The organism is Actinomyces sp. Z5, from assembly GCF_003287795.1.
GTDB classification, from domain to species: Bacteria; Actinomycetota; Actinomycetes; order Actinomycetales; family Actinomycetaceae; genus Actinomyces; species Actinomyces glycerinitolerans.
The window spans coordinates 17,896-32,814 of sequence record NZ_QMIN01000052.1 but is presented as its reverse complement, the minus strand read 5'-3'; the positions used below and the strand labels follow the sequence as shown (position 1 = coordinate 32,814).

Sequence of the window (14,919 nt, the reverse complement as noted above, 5' to 3'; positions counted from 1 at the left end):
CCCGAGTCGCCGCCGGCGGCGACGGCGGGGGCGGTGGGCTCGACCGAGGGGGTGGCGACGGTGGTGGGCGTTGGCGTGGAGGGCACCGTGGAGGCTCCCCCGCCAATGATGGTGACGTCCGCGACGGTGAAGTAGGGGCTCTTGTTGGTGTAGTCCAGAGTGCGCACGGTGTTGGTCGGAATGTCCTCCCCCGCCGTCACTATGAAGCGCAGCCAGTGGGCGCCCTTGGCCACATCGGCAGGCAACTCGACCGCGCCGGCGTAGGTGCCGTCTTCACCCACGGTCAACTCGCCGACCACACCGGGCTGACCGCCTGGGCCGGGGTCGGCGTCGTCGATGAGGATCGCGACTTCGGCTCCCTGGGGGAAGCCTGAAAGCGTGAAACTCAAGGTGCCGCCGACGGCGATGGTGGACGGACTCACGGTGGAGGCGGTACCGGTGGTCGAATCGCCCGTGAATGTGTCGGCCTGTGCGCCGACGGAGGGCAGCAGAACGAGCGCCGTGGCTATCAGCACCACCAGCGTCCGCAACCATGCACGTGGCACGGCCCCTCCTCCCGTTACCCGACTGTAACGAGCATACATGTTATCTGCTGCGGACTCGTGTCTTTGCGCCGCCGAACGTGGGAACCGCGAGCAGTATGAATGACGCCGCACCGATCACGAGCAGTCCCGCTGCACCGGCGAGTTTCCACCCGTCGGCGCCCAGCGCACTGTGATCGGCCAGGTCCTCGCCTGTGAGCAGGGTTACGCCTGCGGGTTCACCGCCCTCGTCGTTCGCAGGCTCGGTGATTTCCAACTGGGCCCAGCCCAGCAGTTGGGAATCGCGGTCCCCTACGGCAATCTTGTAACTGCCCGGATCCAGCGTGGAGATGTCCAGCGACACGGAATTGTCTGCGTCAACCTGGACCCACCCGCCGGTGGTGGCGCCGGGGTAGACGAATACGGCCACCCAGTCGCCCTCCTCGACCTTCGCCGACGGGAAGAACAGGGTGATGGTGGTGCCTTCACGGGTGCCCGATAGGGAACCGGCGTTACCGGGTACCAGTTCATTGGGGCTCCGCACGGGGGACGCCGGGGCGGTGCTCGGCCGTACGTTCGCGTCGGTGGCCGCTGGTTCCGCCGCCGCATCGACGGACGTGCCCGCGTCAACGGCGGCTGCAGCCGACCCCGGTGCCCCGGTGGTGGAGGGCACCTGCACGACCAAGGGGTCGACGTCGACGCCCTCGTTGAGAACCTCAAACCCAGAGCGGGGATTAACTGCGGTCGCCGAGCCGGCACTCGACGGGCCACCCGTGCCCTGGCCGCCCGGATGCTCCGCCGCGGTGCCGGTCGCGGCCGCCCGCGGTGTGGCCGCCGGCGTCGGCGCGACCGCTGACGCAGTGGGTACCGTCGCAGTCCCCGGAGTAGTTGGGACGGGGGAAGTGGTGGGCTCCGCCGACGCCTGAGCGGTTGGCTCTACGGCGGGTGCGGTGCTGGGCGCAGCCGTTGGCTCCGCGGTGGGTGAGGCGCTCGGCAGCGGCGTCGGGGCCTGCGAGGACGCAGGCGAGGGCACAACGGTGGGTTCGACGCTCGGCACCGCGGTGGGTTCCGCGCTCGGCTGGGCGCTCGGCTCCCCGCCACCCGAGCCGGAGATGTGCACGACGATGGGTGCGGCCCCGCCGGCGGGCGTGGCAGAGATCGTGTACCCGTTGCCCACAGTTACGCCGGCGGCAGCCAGGGCCTCCGCGGAGACGGTGAATTGCCTGCCGGAGAACTCGGCGAGCACTGTCACCGAATCGGTATGCCCGTCGGCGTCGGTGACGTCCAGTGCGACCTTGAAGGCACCGCCGATGTTGGTGCTGCGCCCGAACGTCCAGCCCGTACCGGTTAGCGTCCCGTCGGAGTAGCCGAGGGTCGAGTCCGGCGCAGCCTCGGGCAGGCGCACGTCGACGGTGAAGGTATCGATGCTCTGCCAGTCCTGATCGGCCGCCCGGCGCCACTGCATGGTGAAGGTGTCCACATGCGGGTCCATGGCCTGGGTGAAGGGCCACAGGGGCAGGGCGTAGTCCGAGCGCCCATTGGTGAACACGGGGTAGATGGTGGCCGACTGTGCCGAGCCGATGGCGCTCACCAACCGCACCTGTACGGGGACCGACACACTGCCAGCGCTGCCGAGCGGCTGCCCCTGGGCATCCTGCCAGCCGGAGAACACCAGAACCGGCCGGTCGGTGCTGGAGGATGACACATAACTGGCGCCGGGGTTGCGCACGGTCACGGTCGCGCCTGCGGCGCGCTGCGGAGTCGTGGTTGCGGCGGGAGCGGCCAAGACCGCCTGCGCCGGCGTGGGAGAGGCCATCTCGCCGTCCGCGTCGTTGCCGATCGCGGCGGGGACGCTGGCGGTCACTGCGGCCGGCCCGCCCTGAAGCTCGGCCGGGTGCCAGTGGCCGACGGCGACCGCGGCGCCGGCGCCAACGGAGGTCGCCAGGATCACTCCGAGCGCAGCTGGCACCGTGAACGCGACCCGCAGCGCTGGTCTGTGGGTCGCGCGGGTTGACTTGCTGTGGCGCGGGAGATGGGTCATCTATTCGGAACTCGTCTGTTGGCCTTGGTCTGGTCGGAACCGCGCCGGCAAAATCGCCGTCGCGGCGTCGACGGGACGTAGCCCGCATGCACTTCCGGGCGGCCTCGGGAATCCTGACATACAGGACCCTCAGGGGCTCGGAGGAAATGCCGTGGGCTACCCCAACGCGGTTCGATAGTATCGCCCAATTTGCTTGCGCGACACTGAAATGCCGGGAGCGTGGGCGGATTCACCTGCTCGTTCCGATTCGGCACGGTTCACCACGGCGTCGCGGGCCGCACCGCGAGACCGGTGTCACGTGTGACCTGATGCGCGCAGCGGCGGGGAGTCCTCAAATCGTTACCATACGTCCGTAAGCTATGACTCAGGAGTGATCCGTGCTGTGAGCCCCGTTCGCGGCTCGTTCTGCCGCTCCCAATTGTGCGGCACCGAGCGTGATCCCGTGAGTTAGTACGTGAAGCCCGCAAGTCCCCGCCGGTAAGTCCACGCGGGTGCTGGGCGAGTGTGGTGGGTGCGGCGCGGCAAGAGCGGAGGCCGCCCGGTCTCCCCCACACTCCGCGAACGGTTCCCCAAGCGGAACCAGATACGGGAAACAGACGATGACAGCCACCCCGACTGGGGCATCTGCGCCCTTCGGCCCCTCCGACGACAACACCTTCGGCTCCGCCCTCGGCATCGACGACCTGTTCAGTGCCGAAATCGGCGGCGCCACTCCAAGCGTCCCCGCCGACGACCAGGTAGCCGCACCCCACTCGACCCCCGACTCACCGCAGTCCGCCGCATCCTTCGACACGCCCGCATCCTCCGACTCTCCGGAGGACCCCGAGGGCCTGGAGGACGAGGACGAGGCCGACGATTTCGACCTGAACCTGCCCGAGTCCGATCCCGAGGACCCCGACTCCGACATCGACGAGTCCGATGAGGTCGACGACGACGTCGCCGACGATGAGGAGGATGTCGACGGTCACACCCCCTTCGTCGATGACGCGCAGGACGAGCCGGCCCGCGCGCCCGAGGACGTCACCTTCGACGACCTGGGCCTGCCCGCCGACCTGCTCAAGGCCGTAAAGGACATGGGCTACACCACCCCCACACCCATCCAGCGCGAGGCGATCCCCGTTCTGCTGTCCGGCCGCGACGTCGTCGGTATTGCCCAGACCGGCACCGGTAAGACGGCCGCCTTCGGGCTGCCGCTGCTGGACGCCGTGGACGCCCATGACGGAGCGGTGCAGGCCCTGGTGCTGGCACCCACCCGTGAGTTGGCCCTCCAGAGCGCCGAGGCGATCACCGATATGGCCGCCCGCTCCCGCGGGCTCGACGTGGTAGCCGTCTACGGCGGCGCCCCGTACGGTCCCCAGATCGGGGCGCTCAGGGACGGTGCGCAAGTAGTCGTGGGCACGCCCGGGCGCATCATCGACCTGATCGAGAAGGGCGCTCTGACCCTGGATGAGGTGAAGTACTTCGTCCTGGACGAGGCCGACGAGATGCTGCGCATGGGCTTCGCCGAGGACGTGGAGACGATCGCCGCCACCATTCCGGCCGAGCGCCGCACCGCCCTGTTCTCCGCGACCATGCCGCCCGCCATCCAGGCGGTCGCGCGCCAGCACCTGGACAACCCGGTGCGAGTGGAGGTCTCCCGCCAGGCCTCCACCGTGGACACCGTCCGCCAGACCTACGCGGTGGTGCCCTTCCGTCACAAGATCGGGGCGGCCGCACGCGTGCTGGCGGTCACCGATGCCGAGGCCGCCCTCGTGTTCGTGCGCACCAAGTCCACCGCCGAGGACGTGGCCATCGAGCTGGCCGGCCGCGGCATTCAGGCCGCCGCCATCTCCGGCGACGTGCCTCAGCGCGAGCGCGAGCGGCTGGTTGAGCGCCTGCGCAACGGCACCCTCGATGTGCTGGTAGCCACCGACGTCGCCGCCCGCGGACTGGACGTGGACCGCATCGGCCTGGTCGTCAACTTCGACGTGCCCCGCGAGGCCGAGGCCTACGTGCACCGCATCGGCCGCACCGGCCGCGCCGGCCGCCACGGTGAGGCCGTCACCTTCCTGACTCCCAAGGAGAAGGGCAAGCTCCGCCAGATCGAGCGCCTGACCGGCGCCCGCCTGGAGGAGATCACACTGCCCTCCCCCGCGGACGTGTCCGAGCACCGGGCCGGCAAGCTGTTGGACCGGGCCGCCGCTCGGCACGAGCGCGGCCGCCTGGACATGTATGCCCGGCTGGTGGCCGCCAAGAGCGAGGAGCTCGGAATCGACGCCGACGAGCTGGCCGCCACGCTGCTGGCCCTCGCCGTCGGCGACGAGGGGCCGCGCCGTCGTGACGACGGCGAGCGTCCGCGCCGCGGGAACCGCGAGGAGCGCCTGGACGACGACGGGACCTTCGTCTCCGCCTCCTTCGAGGGTGACCGCCGTGGCCGCCGCGGGGACCGCATCGAGGGCAAGCCCGGCGCCAGCCGCGGCGGCCGCCGCTATCACGACGAGGGCTCCGGCACCGTCTACCGCATCGAGGTCGGCCACCGCGACCGGGTGCTGCCCGGCGCGATCGTCGGGGCGCTGGCCAACGAGGGCGCCATCTCCGGCTCCGACATCGGCAAGATCGACATCCTGCAGTCCTTCTCCCTGGTCGAGATTCACACGCCGCTGAGTGAGGAGCAGTTGGAGCGTATGCGGCACGCCACCTTCGCCGGCCGGGAGCTGCGCATCCGCGTGGACGAGGGGCCGGGTTCCGGTTGGGACGAGGACCGCGGCGGCCGCTCGGGCGGTGGCTTCCGCGGGCGGAACAACGACCGCGGCTCGGGACGTTACGACCGTGGCGGATTCAAGCGGCGCTACGACCGCGATGACCGTCGTAACGACAGGAACGACAGGAACGGCCGCTGGGGCAACCGCGGCTGGAACAACGGTCGCAAGGGCGGATTCCGCGGTAATCGCGACGGGCGGTGACGCCCCCGGCCCGGAACCCGACCGTGGGGAGGAGAATGCATGATCCCTGCCGTGTATCTGCTCGCGGTGGTGGTGTTCGGCTTCGCCGCGACCCTGCTGCGTCTGCCTCCCCTGGTCGGGTTCCTCGCCGCCGGCTTCGTGCTGGGCTCCTCGCCGCTGCCGAACCTGGAGTTCGTTGAGGTCCTGGGCGACCTCGGCGTGGCGGTGCTGCTGTTCACGATCGGACTCAAGCTCGACCTGCGGGTGCTGCGTCGCAAGGAAGTCGCGGGTACGGCGGTCATCGTCATGACGGTGCTTTCCGTCCTGAGCGCGGCCGTTGTGGCCGCGCTGCTGGCCCTGGGCCTGGACCTCGGCGCCACCACGCCGGGCGGTATCGCCGCCGTCGGCTTCGCCCTGTCCTTCTCCTCGACGGTCGTGGTGGTCAAACTACTCGAGGACCGCGACGACGCCGGTTCCCTGTATGGGCGGATCGCCATCGGCGTGCTTGTGATCCAGGACATCGCCGCGGTGGCGTACATGACGATCGCCTCCGGCCGGCTGCCCAGTCCCTGGGCCGCCGCCCTGGTGTTGCTGTGGCCGGCATCCCGACTGTTCGGCAAGGTGCTTGACCGCATCGATCACCGGGAGATGCGCGCCCTGTTCGGCATGTCGATGGCCCTGCTGCCCGGCTATCTGCTCTTCGACCTGGTCGGTATCGACGGGGATCTGGGCGCGCTGATCATGGGAGCGCTGCTGGCGTCACACCCGGCCGCGAAGGAGCTGTCCAGCGCCCTGTTCACCATCAAGGAGATCCTGCTGGTGGGGTTCTTCCTGGCCATCGGCCTGGACGGGGTCCCCGACACGGCCGCCTTCGAGTTCGCGGGCGCCCTGCTGCTCCTGTTGCCGGTGCGCTCACTGGTTTACACGCTGGTGTTGCGCGCGCTGGGTATGCGGCGACGCACCTCGGTGCTAACCGGCCTGGCGCTTACGGCCTACAGCGAGTTCGCGCTCATCGTGGTGGGCACCGCCGCCGACCACGGGCTACTCGGCGCGCAATGGCCGGCCGCCGTCTCCCTGGCCCTGGCACTGTCCTTCGTGGTTTCCGCACTGGTCAACCACAAGCCGGTCTCCCTGGTGCGCTGGTTGTCCGGGCTGCTCCCCCACCGCCCCGCCAGCACGCTGCACCCCGACGAGCAGCCGCTTCGGCTCGACGGCGTTTGCACCGTCGTCTTCGGCATGGGACGGGCGGGACGCTCCACGTACACCAGGCTGTACGCCGACGGGGAGTCGGGCGTGCTCGGCATCGACAACGACGCTACGAAGGTGGAGGAACTGACGCGCCAGGGCTTCAACGTGTTGGAGGCGGACGCCACCGACCAGCAGTTCTGGGAGCGGCTGGAGGCCGTGCACGTGTCCACGGTGGTGCTGGCCATGTCCGAGCCGGGCGCCAACGTACACGTACTGGACTGGTTGGACCGTTCACATTTCGAGGGCCGGGTTCTGGCGATCGCCCGCTACGACGACGAGGCCGCCTCGATGCGGGCGGCGGGCGTCGACGTGGTGATCAACCTGTACGAAGGCGCCGGTGAAGCGCTTGCCCGCGCGGCCGAGTCGCTCGATTCTGGATCATCAGCGCCCGACAGTAATGCCGGGCGCTGAACCGGTGCGCTGAGGCTCCGGTTCAGCGCGCCGTCGGTGAGCACAGGCCGTCCAGCAGTGCCCGGACCTCCCCGATGCGTGCAAGCTCCACATCCAGCGGCTCGACCAGGGTGGTTGCTAAGACCTCGGCCACCGCTTGGCGCAGGCGCCCGTTGACGCGTCTGCGCCGGCGTGCGGCGCCGACTCGCGCCAGGGCCGTACCGCTCAGCCCGAGTACCAGGCCGATCAGAAGGCCACCGAGCAGCAGCACGGTGGGCCAGGGCAGGTGCCCCCAACGCGGTGGCTCTGCCGCCAACAGCAGGTAGCGGTTCATAACGCGTAGGACCAGGAGCCAAAACCCACCAACCAGCGCCGTGAACGCCAGCAGCACCTGCAGCGCATTCGCACACGTCCACCAGCGGGGGCGACTGTTCTGCTCCAGGTCCGTACGCCCGACGGCGGCGTCCAGCCGGTCATAGAGCTGCTCCGCCCGCGGGCTCAGCCGCTCGCACACCTGCTCCTGGGCGGTGGCCGGAAGCCGACTGGTCCGTGCTGCCATGTAGCCTCGGGCGGTTGCGCGCAGGGCAGCGTCGGCGGCCGCATCGGGAGCGGGCAGGGAGGTGCGCGGAACCGGCGGCGCCGCGGAGCCCGACGACGCCCGGCGGGCGTGGACGTCGTCTCCCAGATGCAGAGCCCGCAACGGGTCTCTGCGCAGACGTGCGAGCCAGCGCGCCGGCAACCAGCCCACGCGGACTGCCGCCCCCAGTCGCATGGAGTCGCCGACCGCATCGGCGACTCGATCCGTGCCCACCGCGCGGCAGGCCGCCTCCCGAAGGGCCACGAGGGCCTCACGCTCGCCGCTACCGGAGGATCCCGCTGCAGCCGCGGAGTCGGACTCCAGCCAATTGCGGATGCGAACGGCCAGCGCCCGAGCGTCGGCGGCCAGACGCGCCCGGCTCACGTCCTCGGCGGCGGCGACCTCACGGATACGGGCCCGCAACTCCTGCACGCCCTGCCCGGTGCGGGCACTGACTTCGATGACATCCACGCCCTCCAGGCCCTCGCGGGCCAGGAGGCGGGCGAGGTCATGGGTGGCCGCCGTCCGCTCGGCCTCGTTCAGGCGGTCGACCTGATTGAGGGCCACGACGGATACGGAGGCGTGCGCGGCCATGGGCGCTATGAACTCGTGGTGGATGACGGCGTCGGCGTACTTCTCCGGATCCAGGACCCACACCAGCACGTCGACCAGGCCCGCCAGACGCTCGGCAATCACCCGGTGCCGCCGGACGTCGGAGTCGATGTCCGGCAGGTCCAGGAGAATGGTGTTCTCCCCCACCCCGACGGAGGCCGGGCCCCACGACGGGGACTCGGGCAGCCGCACCCGTGCGTCGACCGCGAGCCAGTCCAGTAGCCGCCCCGCCGCGCCGTCCGCCTCCGGTCCCGGTGAGGCGGGCAGTGCGGCCAGCGGCTGGGTCGTCGTCGGCCGGGTAACCGCGGTGGGTGCCGTGTCGACTCCGCAGATCGCGTTGAACAGGCTCGACTTGCCCGAGCCCGTCGCCCCCAGGAGCGCGACCACACTAATCCCCGGGGCGATGAGTCGGCGCTGTCCGGCGCGGTCAAGCAGGGCGCGAGCGGCCTCAAGGAGGTCCGCGGGCAAGAGCCCGTCGCCGGCCTCCACCAGGCGGGCGAGCATGACCAGCGGGTCCTCAGGGGTGTCGACTCCCGCATCGACCGGGGTGGGCTTGCGGATTCTCATCTGGCGTCCTCCCCCGTCAGCCGCCCGACGGCGCCGGTGACCTCCTGCAGGTGCTCCGCAAGCTGCTCGGGGCGCGGCGAGGGAGCCGGCAGCGCCTGGGTGAAGACGGCCTGCTCCTCTTGGAGGAAGGCCGCGACTCGCTCGTTGAGGGCTAGACGGGAGCGGCGGGCAAGGTCACGCATGGCCTGGTCGCCGAAGACGGCCTCCAGCAGTCGCTGTGCGACCACGGCGGCGCCGCCTGCAATCCCAACCTCCACGCCCGTCAGGCCGCCGGTGTGGGCGAAGACGACCACCATGAGGGCCACGCCGGTGCCGTTGACTCCCAGTGACACCAGCCGCGCGGTCAGGCGCTTGTCCGCTCCTTCTGCGCGGACCAGGTTCAACACGTCGCCCTGCCAGTCCCGTACCAGCTGTTCGGCCCGCTGCGTGCGCTCCGCCACCGTCGGCAGCGCGGAGATGGCACACGACAGTGGGTAGGCGGCGGTGCCGGCGCGCCGCCAGGTCTGCTCCGTCTCCAGGCGGGCGCGCTGTGCCTCGTTCACGAGCAGCATTGTCAGCGAGGACTCGATGGCCTCCTCGACGCGCTCGGCGGGTGCGGGGCGCCCCAATACCGCCGCGGTAACGCGGTCGCGCAGGCGGCTGACCTGGGACTCGAGCCCGCGCAGGAGCTCGCCCGTGCCGACCAGCTCCTGCCAGCGGGCAAGCACCTCGCCGCGCAGCATCGAGCCGTCCTCGGTCGCCTGGGTGACCCGGTCCAGGGCCTCCGCATGAATCGTCGCGGTGGCGTAGGCCAGACGGCCGCGTTCGGCCTCCTGGGCGCGGACCGCGTCCAGCACGCCGTCCATTCCGGCGAGGGCGGAGCCGAGTGCCCCGGTCAGGGTGCGTCGGGCCACGTCGCGCCGCGCCGCGGCGTCGACCGCAAGTGCGCCGAGCCAGTGCCGCAGCGGCGCCACATATTCGTCGGACAGGAAACCATCCGGGTCGAGTCTGGTCTCCGGGATTACGAAAACCGGGCAGGAGGACAGGCCGGCGGCGTCCAGGCGGCGGCGCAGGTCCTTGCCGACCGCCTCGTCGGCGCCGGCGGGAACGCGGTCCAGGACCACCGCCGTGACGACGTCGCGCGCGGCGGCGGCACGCAGGTGCTCCCATACGACGGCGTCGGCGTAGCGCGAGGCGGTGGTAACGAAGATCCACAGGTCGGCAGCAGCCAGCAGCGTGGCGGAGAGTTCCCGGTTCTCGTCGACGACGGAGTCCACGTCGGGCGCGTCCAGGAGCGCGAGCCCCGCGGGCAGGGTCGAACAGGAGCGAACCTCGACCTCGCGCGGCGTGTGCAGGCCCGCCGCCGTCGGCTCCGCGCCCTCCGCGACGCGCACGTGGGCGAGCGATCCGAGTACCCGGGATCCGTCGAACCAGGCGTCGTCGCCGGTGGCGTGCAGCAGCAGGGGACGGCGCGTCGTCGGGCGGATCGCGGAGGAGACGGCCACCCGTCGGCGCACGAGCGAGGACACCAGCGCGGACTTGCCGGCCCCGGTGGAGCCGCCGACCACGGCGAGCAGGGGCGCGTCCATCGCCTTCAGGCGCGGCAGGACGTAGTCGCCGAGCTGATCGCGCACGATCCGGGCCGTGCGGGCGGCGGTGTCCACCCCCGCCAGCGCGTACGGCAGGCTGAGGCCGGACAGGTCGCCGCGCAGGCGGCTCAGGGCGGCCTCGGTGTCGCCGATACCGGCGGTGCCGGGCGGAGGAGGCGGCGCGGCCCCCGCGTCAGCACTCACGACTCAGCCCTGCTCACCCGCTTGGCCTGCCGCCGCGCCGACCGGGCGCAGACGCGGAGCGAGGTCGGCCTCGTCGGCGGGGAGCCAGGTGGCGGCGTCGGCGGGCACCTGCTCGCCGGAGCGGATGTCCTTGACCGAGTCGGGCTCGCCTTCGGCGCCGGGAAACCACACATAGGGAATGCCCCGCTTGTCGGCGAAGCGGATCTGCTTGCCGTACTTGGCGGCCGTCGGGGACACGTCGGCGGCAATGCCACGGGAGCGCAGCGCGTCGGCCACGGAGTCGGACACATCGCGGTGCTCCTCGTCGGTGACCGCAACCAGCACGGCCGTGGGCACGGCCCGAGTCACCTCCAGCATGCCGGCGCCAATCACCCTGGCCAGCAGGCGGGACAGGCCGATCGAGATGCCCACGCCCGGGAAGGTGCGCTTGCCGTCGGAGGCCAAGGAGTCGTAGCGGCCGCCCGAGCACACCGAGCCCAGGTCCTCGTGGCCGGCCATGAAGGACTCGTAGACGGTGCCCGTGTAGTAGTCCAACCCGCGGGCGATCTTGAGGTCGGCGACGATGGCGCCGGGGCGGCGGCGCGCGGCGGAGCGCAGCAGCTCGGACAGCTCGTCCAGGCCCTGGACCAGCAGCTCGCCGGGGTCGGCGCCGTTGAGCGCGGACAGCACGTCGGCACGTACCCGCTCGGCGTCGGCGCCCGTGATCTCCGCCAGCCGCAGGGCCGCGTCGGCCTGCTCCGGGGTGATGCCCACGACGTCGACCAGCTCGGTGGCGACCCGGCCGGCGCCGATCTTGTCGAGCTTGTCCACCACGCGCAGCACCTCCGCCAGCTGATCCTCGCAGACACCGACCGACTGGTAGAAGCCCTGCGCGACCTTGCGGTTGGACACGTGGATGGTGACGGCGGGGATCGGCAGCGCGCTCAGCGCCTCGTGCATGATCAGCGGCATCTCCACGTCGTGGTACAGCGGCAGGGCGCCATCCCCGACGACGTCGATGTCCGCCTGAACGAACTCGCGGAAGCGGCCCTCCTGCGGGCGCTCGCCGCGCCAGACCTTCTGGATCTGGTAGCGCTTGAACGGAAAGTGCAGGGTGCCGGCGTTGTCCAGCACGTAGCGGGCGAAGGGCACGGTCAGGTCGAAGTGGAGGCCGAGCTGCTTGGCCGGGTCGGTCTCCTCCGCCTCGCCGGGGTCCGCCTGGAGGCGGGAGAGCAGGTAGACCTCCTTGCTGGTCTCGCCCTTGCGGGTCAGCTCCGACAGCGGCTCAACGGCGCGGGTCTCGATCCCGCTGAATCCATGCAGCTCGAAGGTGCGGCGCAGGGTGTCGATGAACTGCGTCTCGACGATGCGGGCCGCGGGGAGCCACTCTGGGAAACCGGAGAGGGACGATTGTGCCTGTCGGACCTGGGCTGCTGTCATGGGCCGCATTGTGTCATGCCGCCGCCGTCGGTCGACGCCGCCACCGAAACCGGCGGGGGCCAGCCACGGTTGTTCTTGCGCCGTGCCCGCCCCGACCGGTGCTCACGCACCGGTCTCGCCGTGTCTTGCGCCGTGCCCGCCCCGACCGGTGCTCACGCACCGGTCTCGCCGCCCCGGACCTTGGCCTCGGCCAGGTAGGGGTTGGCGTGGTGCTCATGCGCCATGGTCGTCGCGGCGCCGTGGCCGGGCAGCAGCACCGTGGCCGGATCGACGGCGCTGGCCAGCAGCCTCAGCGTCGCCCACATCTGATACTGGTCCCCGCCCGGCAGATCGGTGCGCCCCACACTGCCCTTGAAGATCACGTCCCCGGACAGCGCCACCAGGTAGTCCTCCTCAGGGATACTCGCCGGATCGTCCAGTACCTCCGCCTCGAACAAAAGCTGGTTGTCGCCCAGGTGCGCGTTGAAGAAGAACACCGTGGAGCCCTCCGAATGGCCTGGCGCGGGCACCGCCTGCAAGGCCACTCCCGGTACCAGCTCGACGGCGGCACCGAAGCCGGCCTGCGGGAAGGGACGCACATCTGCGGGGCGCAGCCACTCCGTCCCGGTCAAGTCGGCGAAAGTCCGGCCATCCACGCTGATGCCAGTGGTGCCGTCCGGGTCATCCAGGCGGTACAGATCCGGCTGCGGGATATACACGGGCACACGCGTGGGGTCCTCCGGCGCGCCGGCCAAACCGGTGGTTACGCGCCCTTCGGTCACCGCGGTGTCAATCAGTCGCTGGGTATCCCACACGTGGTCGGCGTGGCCGTGGGTGAGCAGGATGGCACCCAGGGTCAGGTTGTACGAACGCAGCAGAGCCATCGCACCGCGAGCGGCACCCGCACCAGGGTCCACAACCAGGGCGGACCCACCCGGCTCAGCGGCCAGGACGTAGCAGTTTGATCCGAAGACTGCGGCAAGAGTGCGCTCGATGAGCATGACGGCATGCTAGCCGACCCCTCCCCGGCCATTTGTCCGCTCCTGGATGATTCACGCGTCTCCGCGACGGTTTCGCCGTGCCCTGCCGACGGGTAGGCTCGGGTCTAACTGCCGCCTTCCGGCGGCGTGTCGTCGTCCGGCCGTGTGCCGGACGTGAACGGAACGGAGCGGGACCGCTCGCTCCACCCCGTCAGATCCGTGAAGGAGCGCAATGACCGAGCAGACACAGCCCCAGGCCGAGTCCACCACTCCCGCAGTGGAGTCGACGGCCGAACCCGGGCAGGCTGCTACCCCAATCACGCCGACGGCGCCCGCCGCCGACGAGCAGGCCACCACCACCGACGCCCCCCAGCCCGCACAGTCCTCCGCCGCATCGACGTCGGCGCCGGCGGAGGCCTCGGCGGAGCCGTCAGCCCAGAGCGCGACCGAGGCCGCCCCTCAGGAGGACGCGGCGCCGCAGCCGGCACAGCCCGATGCGTCCTCTTCGCAAGCGGGCGCCTCCGAGTCGGCGGGCACCGCCTCAGCGGCCGAGACCCAGCCCGCAGCCGACGGCGAGCGGGCCGACAACCCGCCTGCGGACGGTCGGCAGACAGCCGAACCGGCCGCACCGACCGAGCCGGAGATCGACCCCGAGGCCGCCATGGATGCCGCCAAGTGGGGCCGGGTGGACGGCGAGGGGCGCGTCTATGTGCAGGACGGCGGCTCCGAACGCGAAGTCGGCCAGTTCCCCGGCGTTCCGATCGCCGAGGCGATGGCCTACTACGTGCGCCGTTACCTCGACCTGAACTCCAACGTCGACCTGTTCGCGGCCCGGCTGCCGCACCTGTCGGTACGGGAGATCGACTCCACCATCAAGAACCTGGAGGAGTCCCTCAAGGAGCCGGCCGCCGTCGGCGACCTGGAGGCGCTGCGGGCCCGGTTCGCGGCCCTGAAGTCGGTGGCCGTGGAGCGTCGGCAGGCGGTTGCCGCCGAGCGTGCCGCCGCCAAGGAGCAGGCGCTGAAGGACCGCACCGCGATCGTGGAGCGCGCCGAGGCCGTGGCTGCTCAGGACCCGGCCCGCACCCAGTGGAAGTCCTCCGGTGCGGAGCTGCGCACCCTGCTGGAGCAGTGGAAGGAGGCACAGCGCCGCGGCCCGCGTCTGGACCGCCCCTCCGAGGACGCCCTGTGGAAGCGCTTCAGCCACGCCCGCACCACCTTCGACCGTCACCGCCGTCAGTACTTCAGTGAACTGGACGCCAAGCAGGCCAAGGTGAAGGCGGCCAAGGAGGCCCTGATCAAGCGGGCCGAGGAACTGTCGCATTCGACGGACTGGGCCGGCACGTCTGCCCGCTACCGCGAACTCATGGACGAGTGGAAGAAGGCCGGTCGCGCCTCCCGCAAGGAGGACGACGCCCTGTGGGAGCGGTTCCACGCCGCCCAGCAGGTCTTCTACGACGCCCGCCGGGCCAAGGATGAGGCCACCGACGCCGAATACGCCGGCAACCTCAAGGTCAAGGAGGAACTCGCTGCCAAGGCGGAGGCGCTGCTCCCGATCAAGAATCCCAAGGCCGCCCGCAAGGCGCTGCGCCCCATCCAGGAGGCGTGGGACGAGGCCGGTCGGGTACCCCGCAACGCGGTGCGTCGGCTGGAGGCCCGCATGCGCGCCGTCGAGGATGCGCTGCGCCGGGCCGAGCAGGCCGAATGGCGCCGCACCGACCCGGAGACCCAGGCCCGCGCCCAGGGGCTGGCCAGCCAGCTGGAGGACTCCATCGCCGAGCTGGAGGCCGACCTGGCCGCCGCGAAGGAGTCCGGTGACACCAAGGCGCAAGCGCAGGCGGAGGCGGCGCTGACCGCACGGCGGGCGTGGCTGGATCAGGTGCGCCGAACCACGC

9 protein-coding genes are annotated in these 14,919 nt (G+C 71.0%); 3 read left to right on the top strand and 6 right to left on the bottom strand.

The genetic code is table 11. The features are described 5' to 3' along the window. Both DRB06_RS16100 and DRB06_RS16600 read right to left on the bottom strand, forming a co-directional pair. On the bottom strand, positions 1–545 hold a 545-nt coding region (locus DRB06_RS16100), incomplete at its 3' end, for a hypothetical protein (RefSeq protein WP_181575219.1). 40 nt (positions 546–585) lie between these two features. Then, entirely contained in the window at positions 586–2,490 is a 1,905-nt protein-coding gene (locus tag DRB06_RS16600; protein ID WP_258522185.1) for a hypothetical protein, read from the bottom strand. Positions 2,491–3,161: 671 nt separating this feature from the next. On the opposite strand from DRB06_RS16600, the gene DRB06_RS07100 reads away from it, so the two are divergent. After that, positions 3,162–5,504, top strand: coding sequence for a DEAD/DEAH box helicase (locus DRB06_RS07100; protein WP_111819511.1), 2,343 nt, complete (start codon positions 3,162–3,164; stop codon positions 5,502–5,504). Between the two features lie 39 nt (positions 5,505–5,543). Then, positions 5,544–7,142: a cation:proton antiporter family protein gene (locus tag DRB06_RS07095; protein WP_108967219.1), complete on the top strand. Its 1,599-nt coding sequence runs from the start codon at positions 5,544–5,546 to the stop codon at positions 7,140–7,142. Positions 7,143–7,164: 22 nt separating this feature from the next. On the opposite strand, the gene DRB06_RS07090 is transcribed toward DRB06_RS07095, so the two are convergent. The 4 genes from DRB06_RS07090 to DRB06_RS07075 form a co-directional block, all read right to left on the bottom strand. Continuing rightward, positions 7,165–8,877, bottom strand: a complete 1,713-nt coding sequence (locus DRB06_RS07090) for a GTPase (RefSeq protein WP_111819510.1) — start codon at positions 8,875–8,877, stop codon at positions 7,165–7,167. Then, positions 8,874–10,649 carry a dynamin family protein gene (locus DRB06_RS07085; protein WP_395994433.1) on the bottom strand — a complete coding sequence of 592 codons (1,776 nt, stop codon included), beginning with the start codon at positions 10,647–10,649 and terminating at the stop codon, positions 8,874–8,876. Before DRB06_RS07085 ends, DRB06_RS07090 begins: the two co-directional genes overlap by 4 nt. Positions 10,650–10,652: 3 nt before the next feature. Beyond that, the gene (gene hisS / locus DRB06_RS07080; RefSeq protein WP_111819509.1) at positions 10,653–12,077 is read right to left on the bottom strand and encodes a histidine--tRNA ligase; all 1,425 of its coding nucleotides are present in this window, start codon (positions 12,075–12,077) and stop codon (positions 10,653–10,655) included. Between the two features lie 143 nt (positions 12,078–12,220). Then, positions 12,221–13,048, bottom strand: a complete 828-nt coding sequence (locus DRB06_RS07075; RefSeq protein WP_111819508.1) for an MBL fold metallo-hydrolase — start codon at positions 13,046–13,048, stop codon at positions 12,221–12,223. A gap of 211 nt (positions 13,049–13,259) precedes the next feature. On the opposite strand from DRB06_RS07075, the gene DRB06_RS07070 reads away from it, so the two are divergent. Beyond that, the coding region (locus DRB06_RS07070; RefSeq protein WP_111819507.1) for a DUF349 domain-containing protein at positions 13,260–14,919 on the top strand (1,660 nt) is incomplete at its 3' end.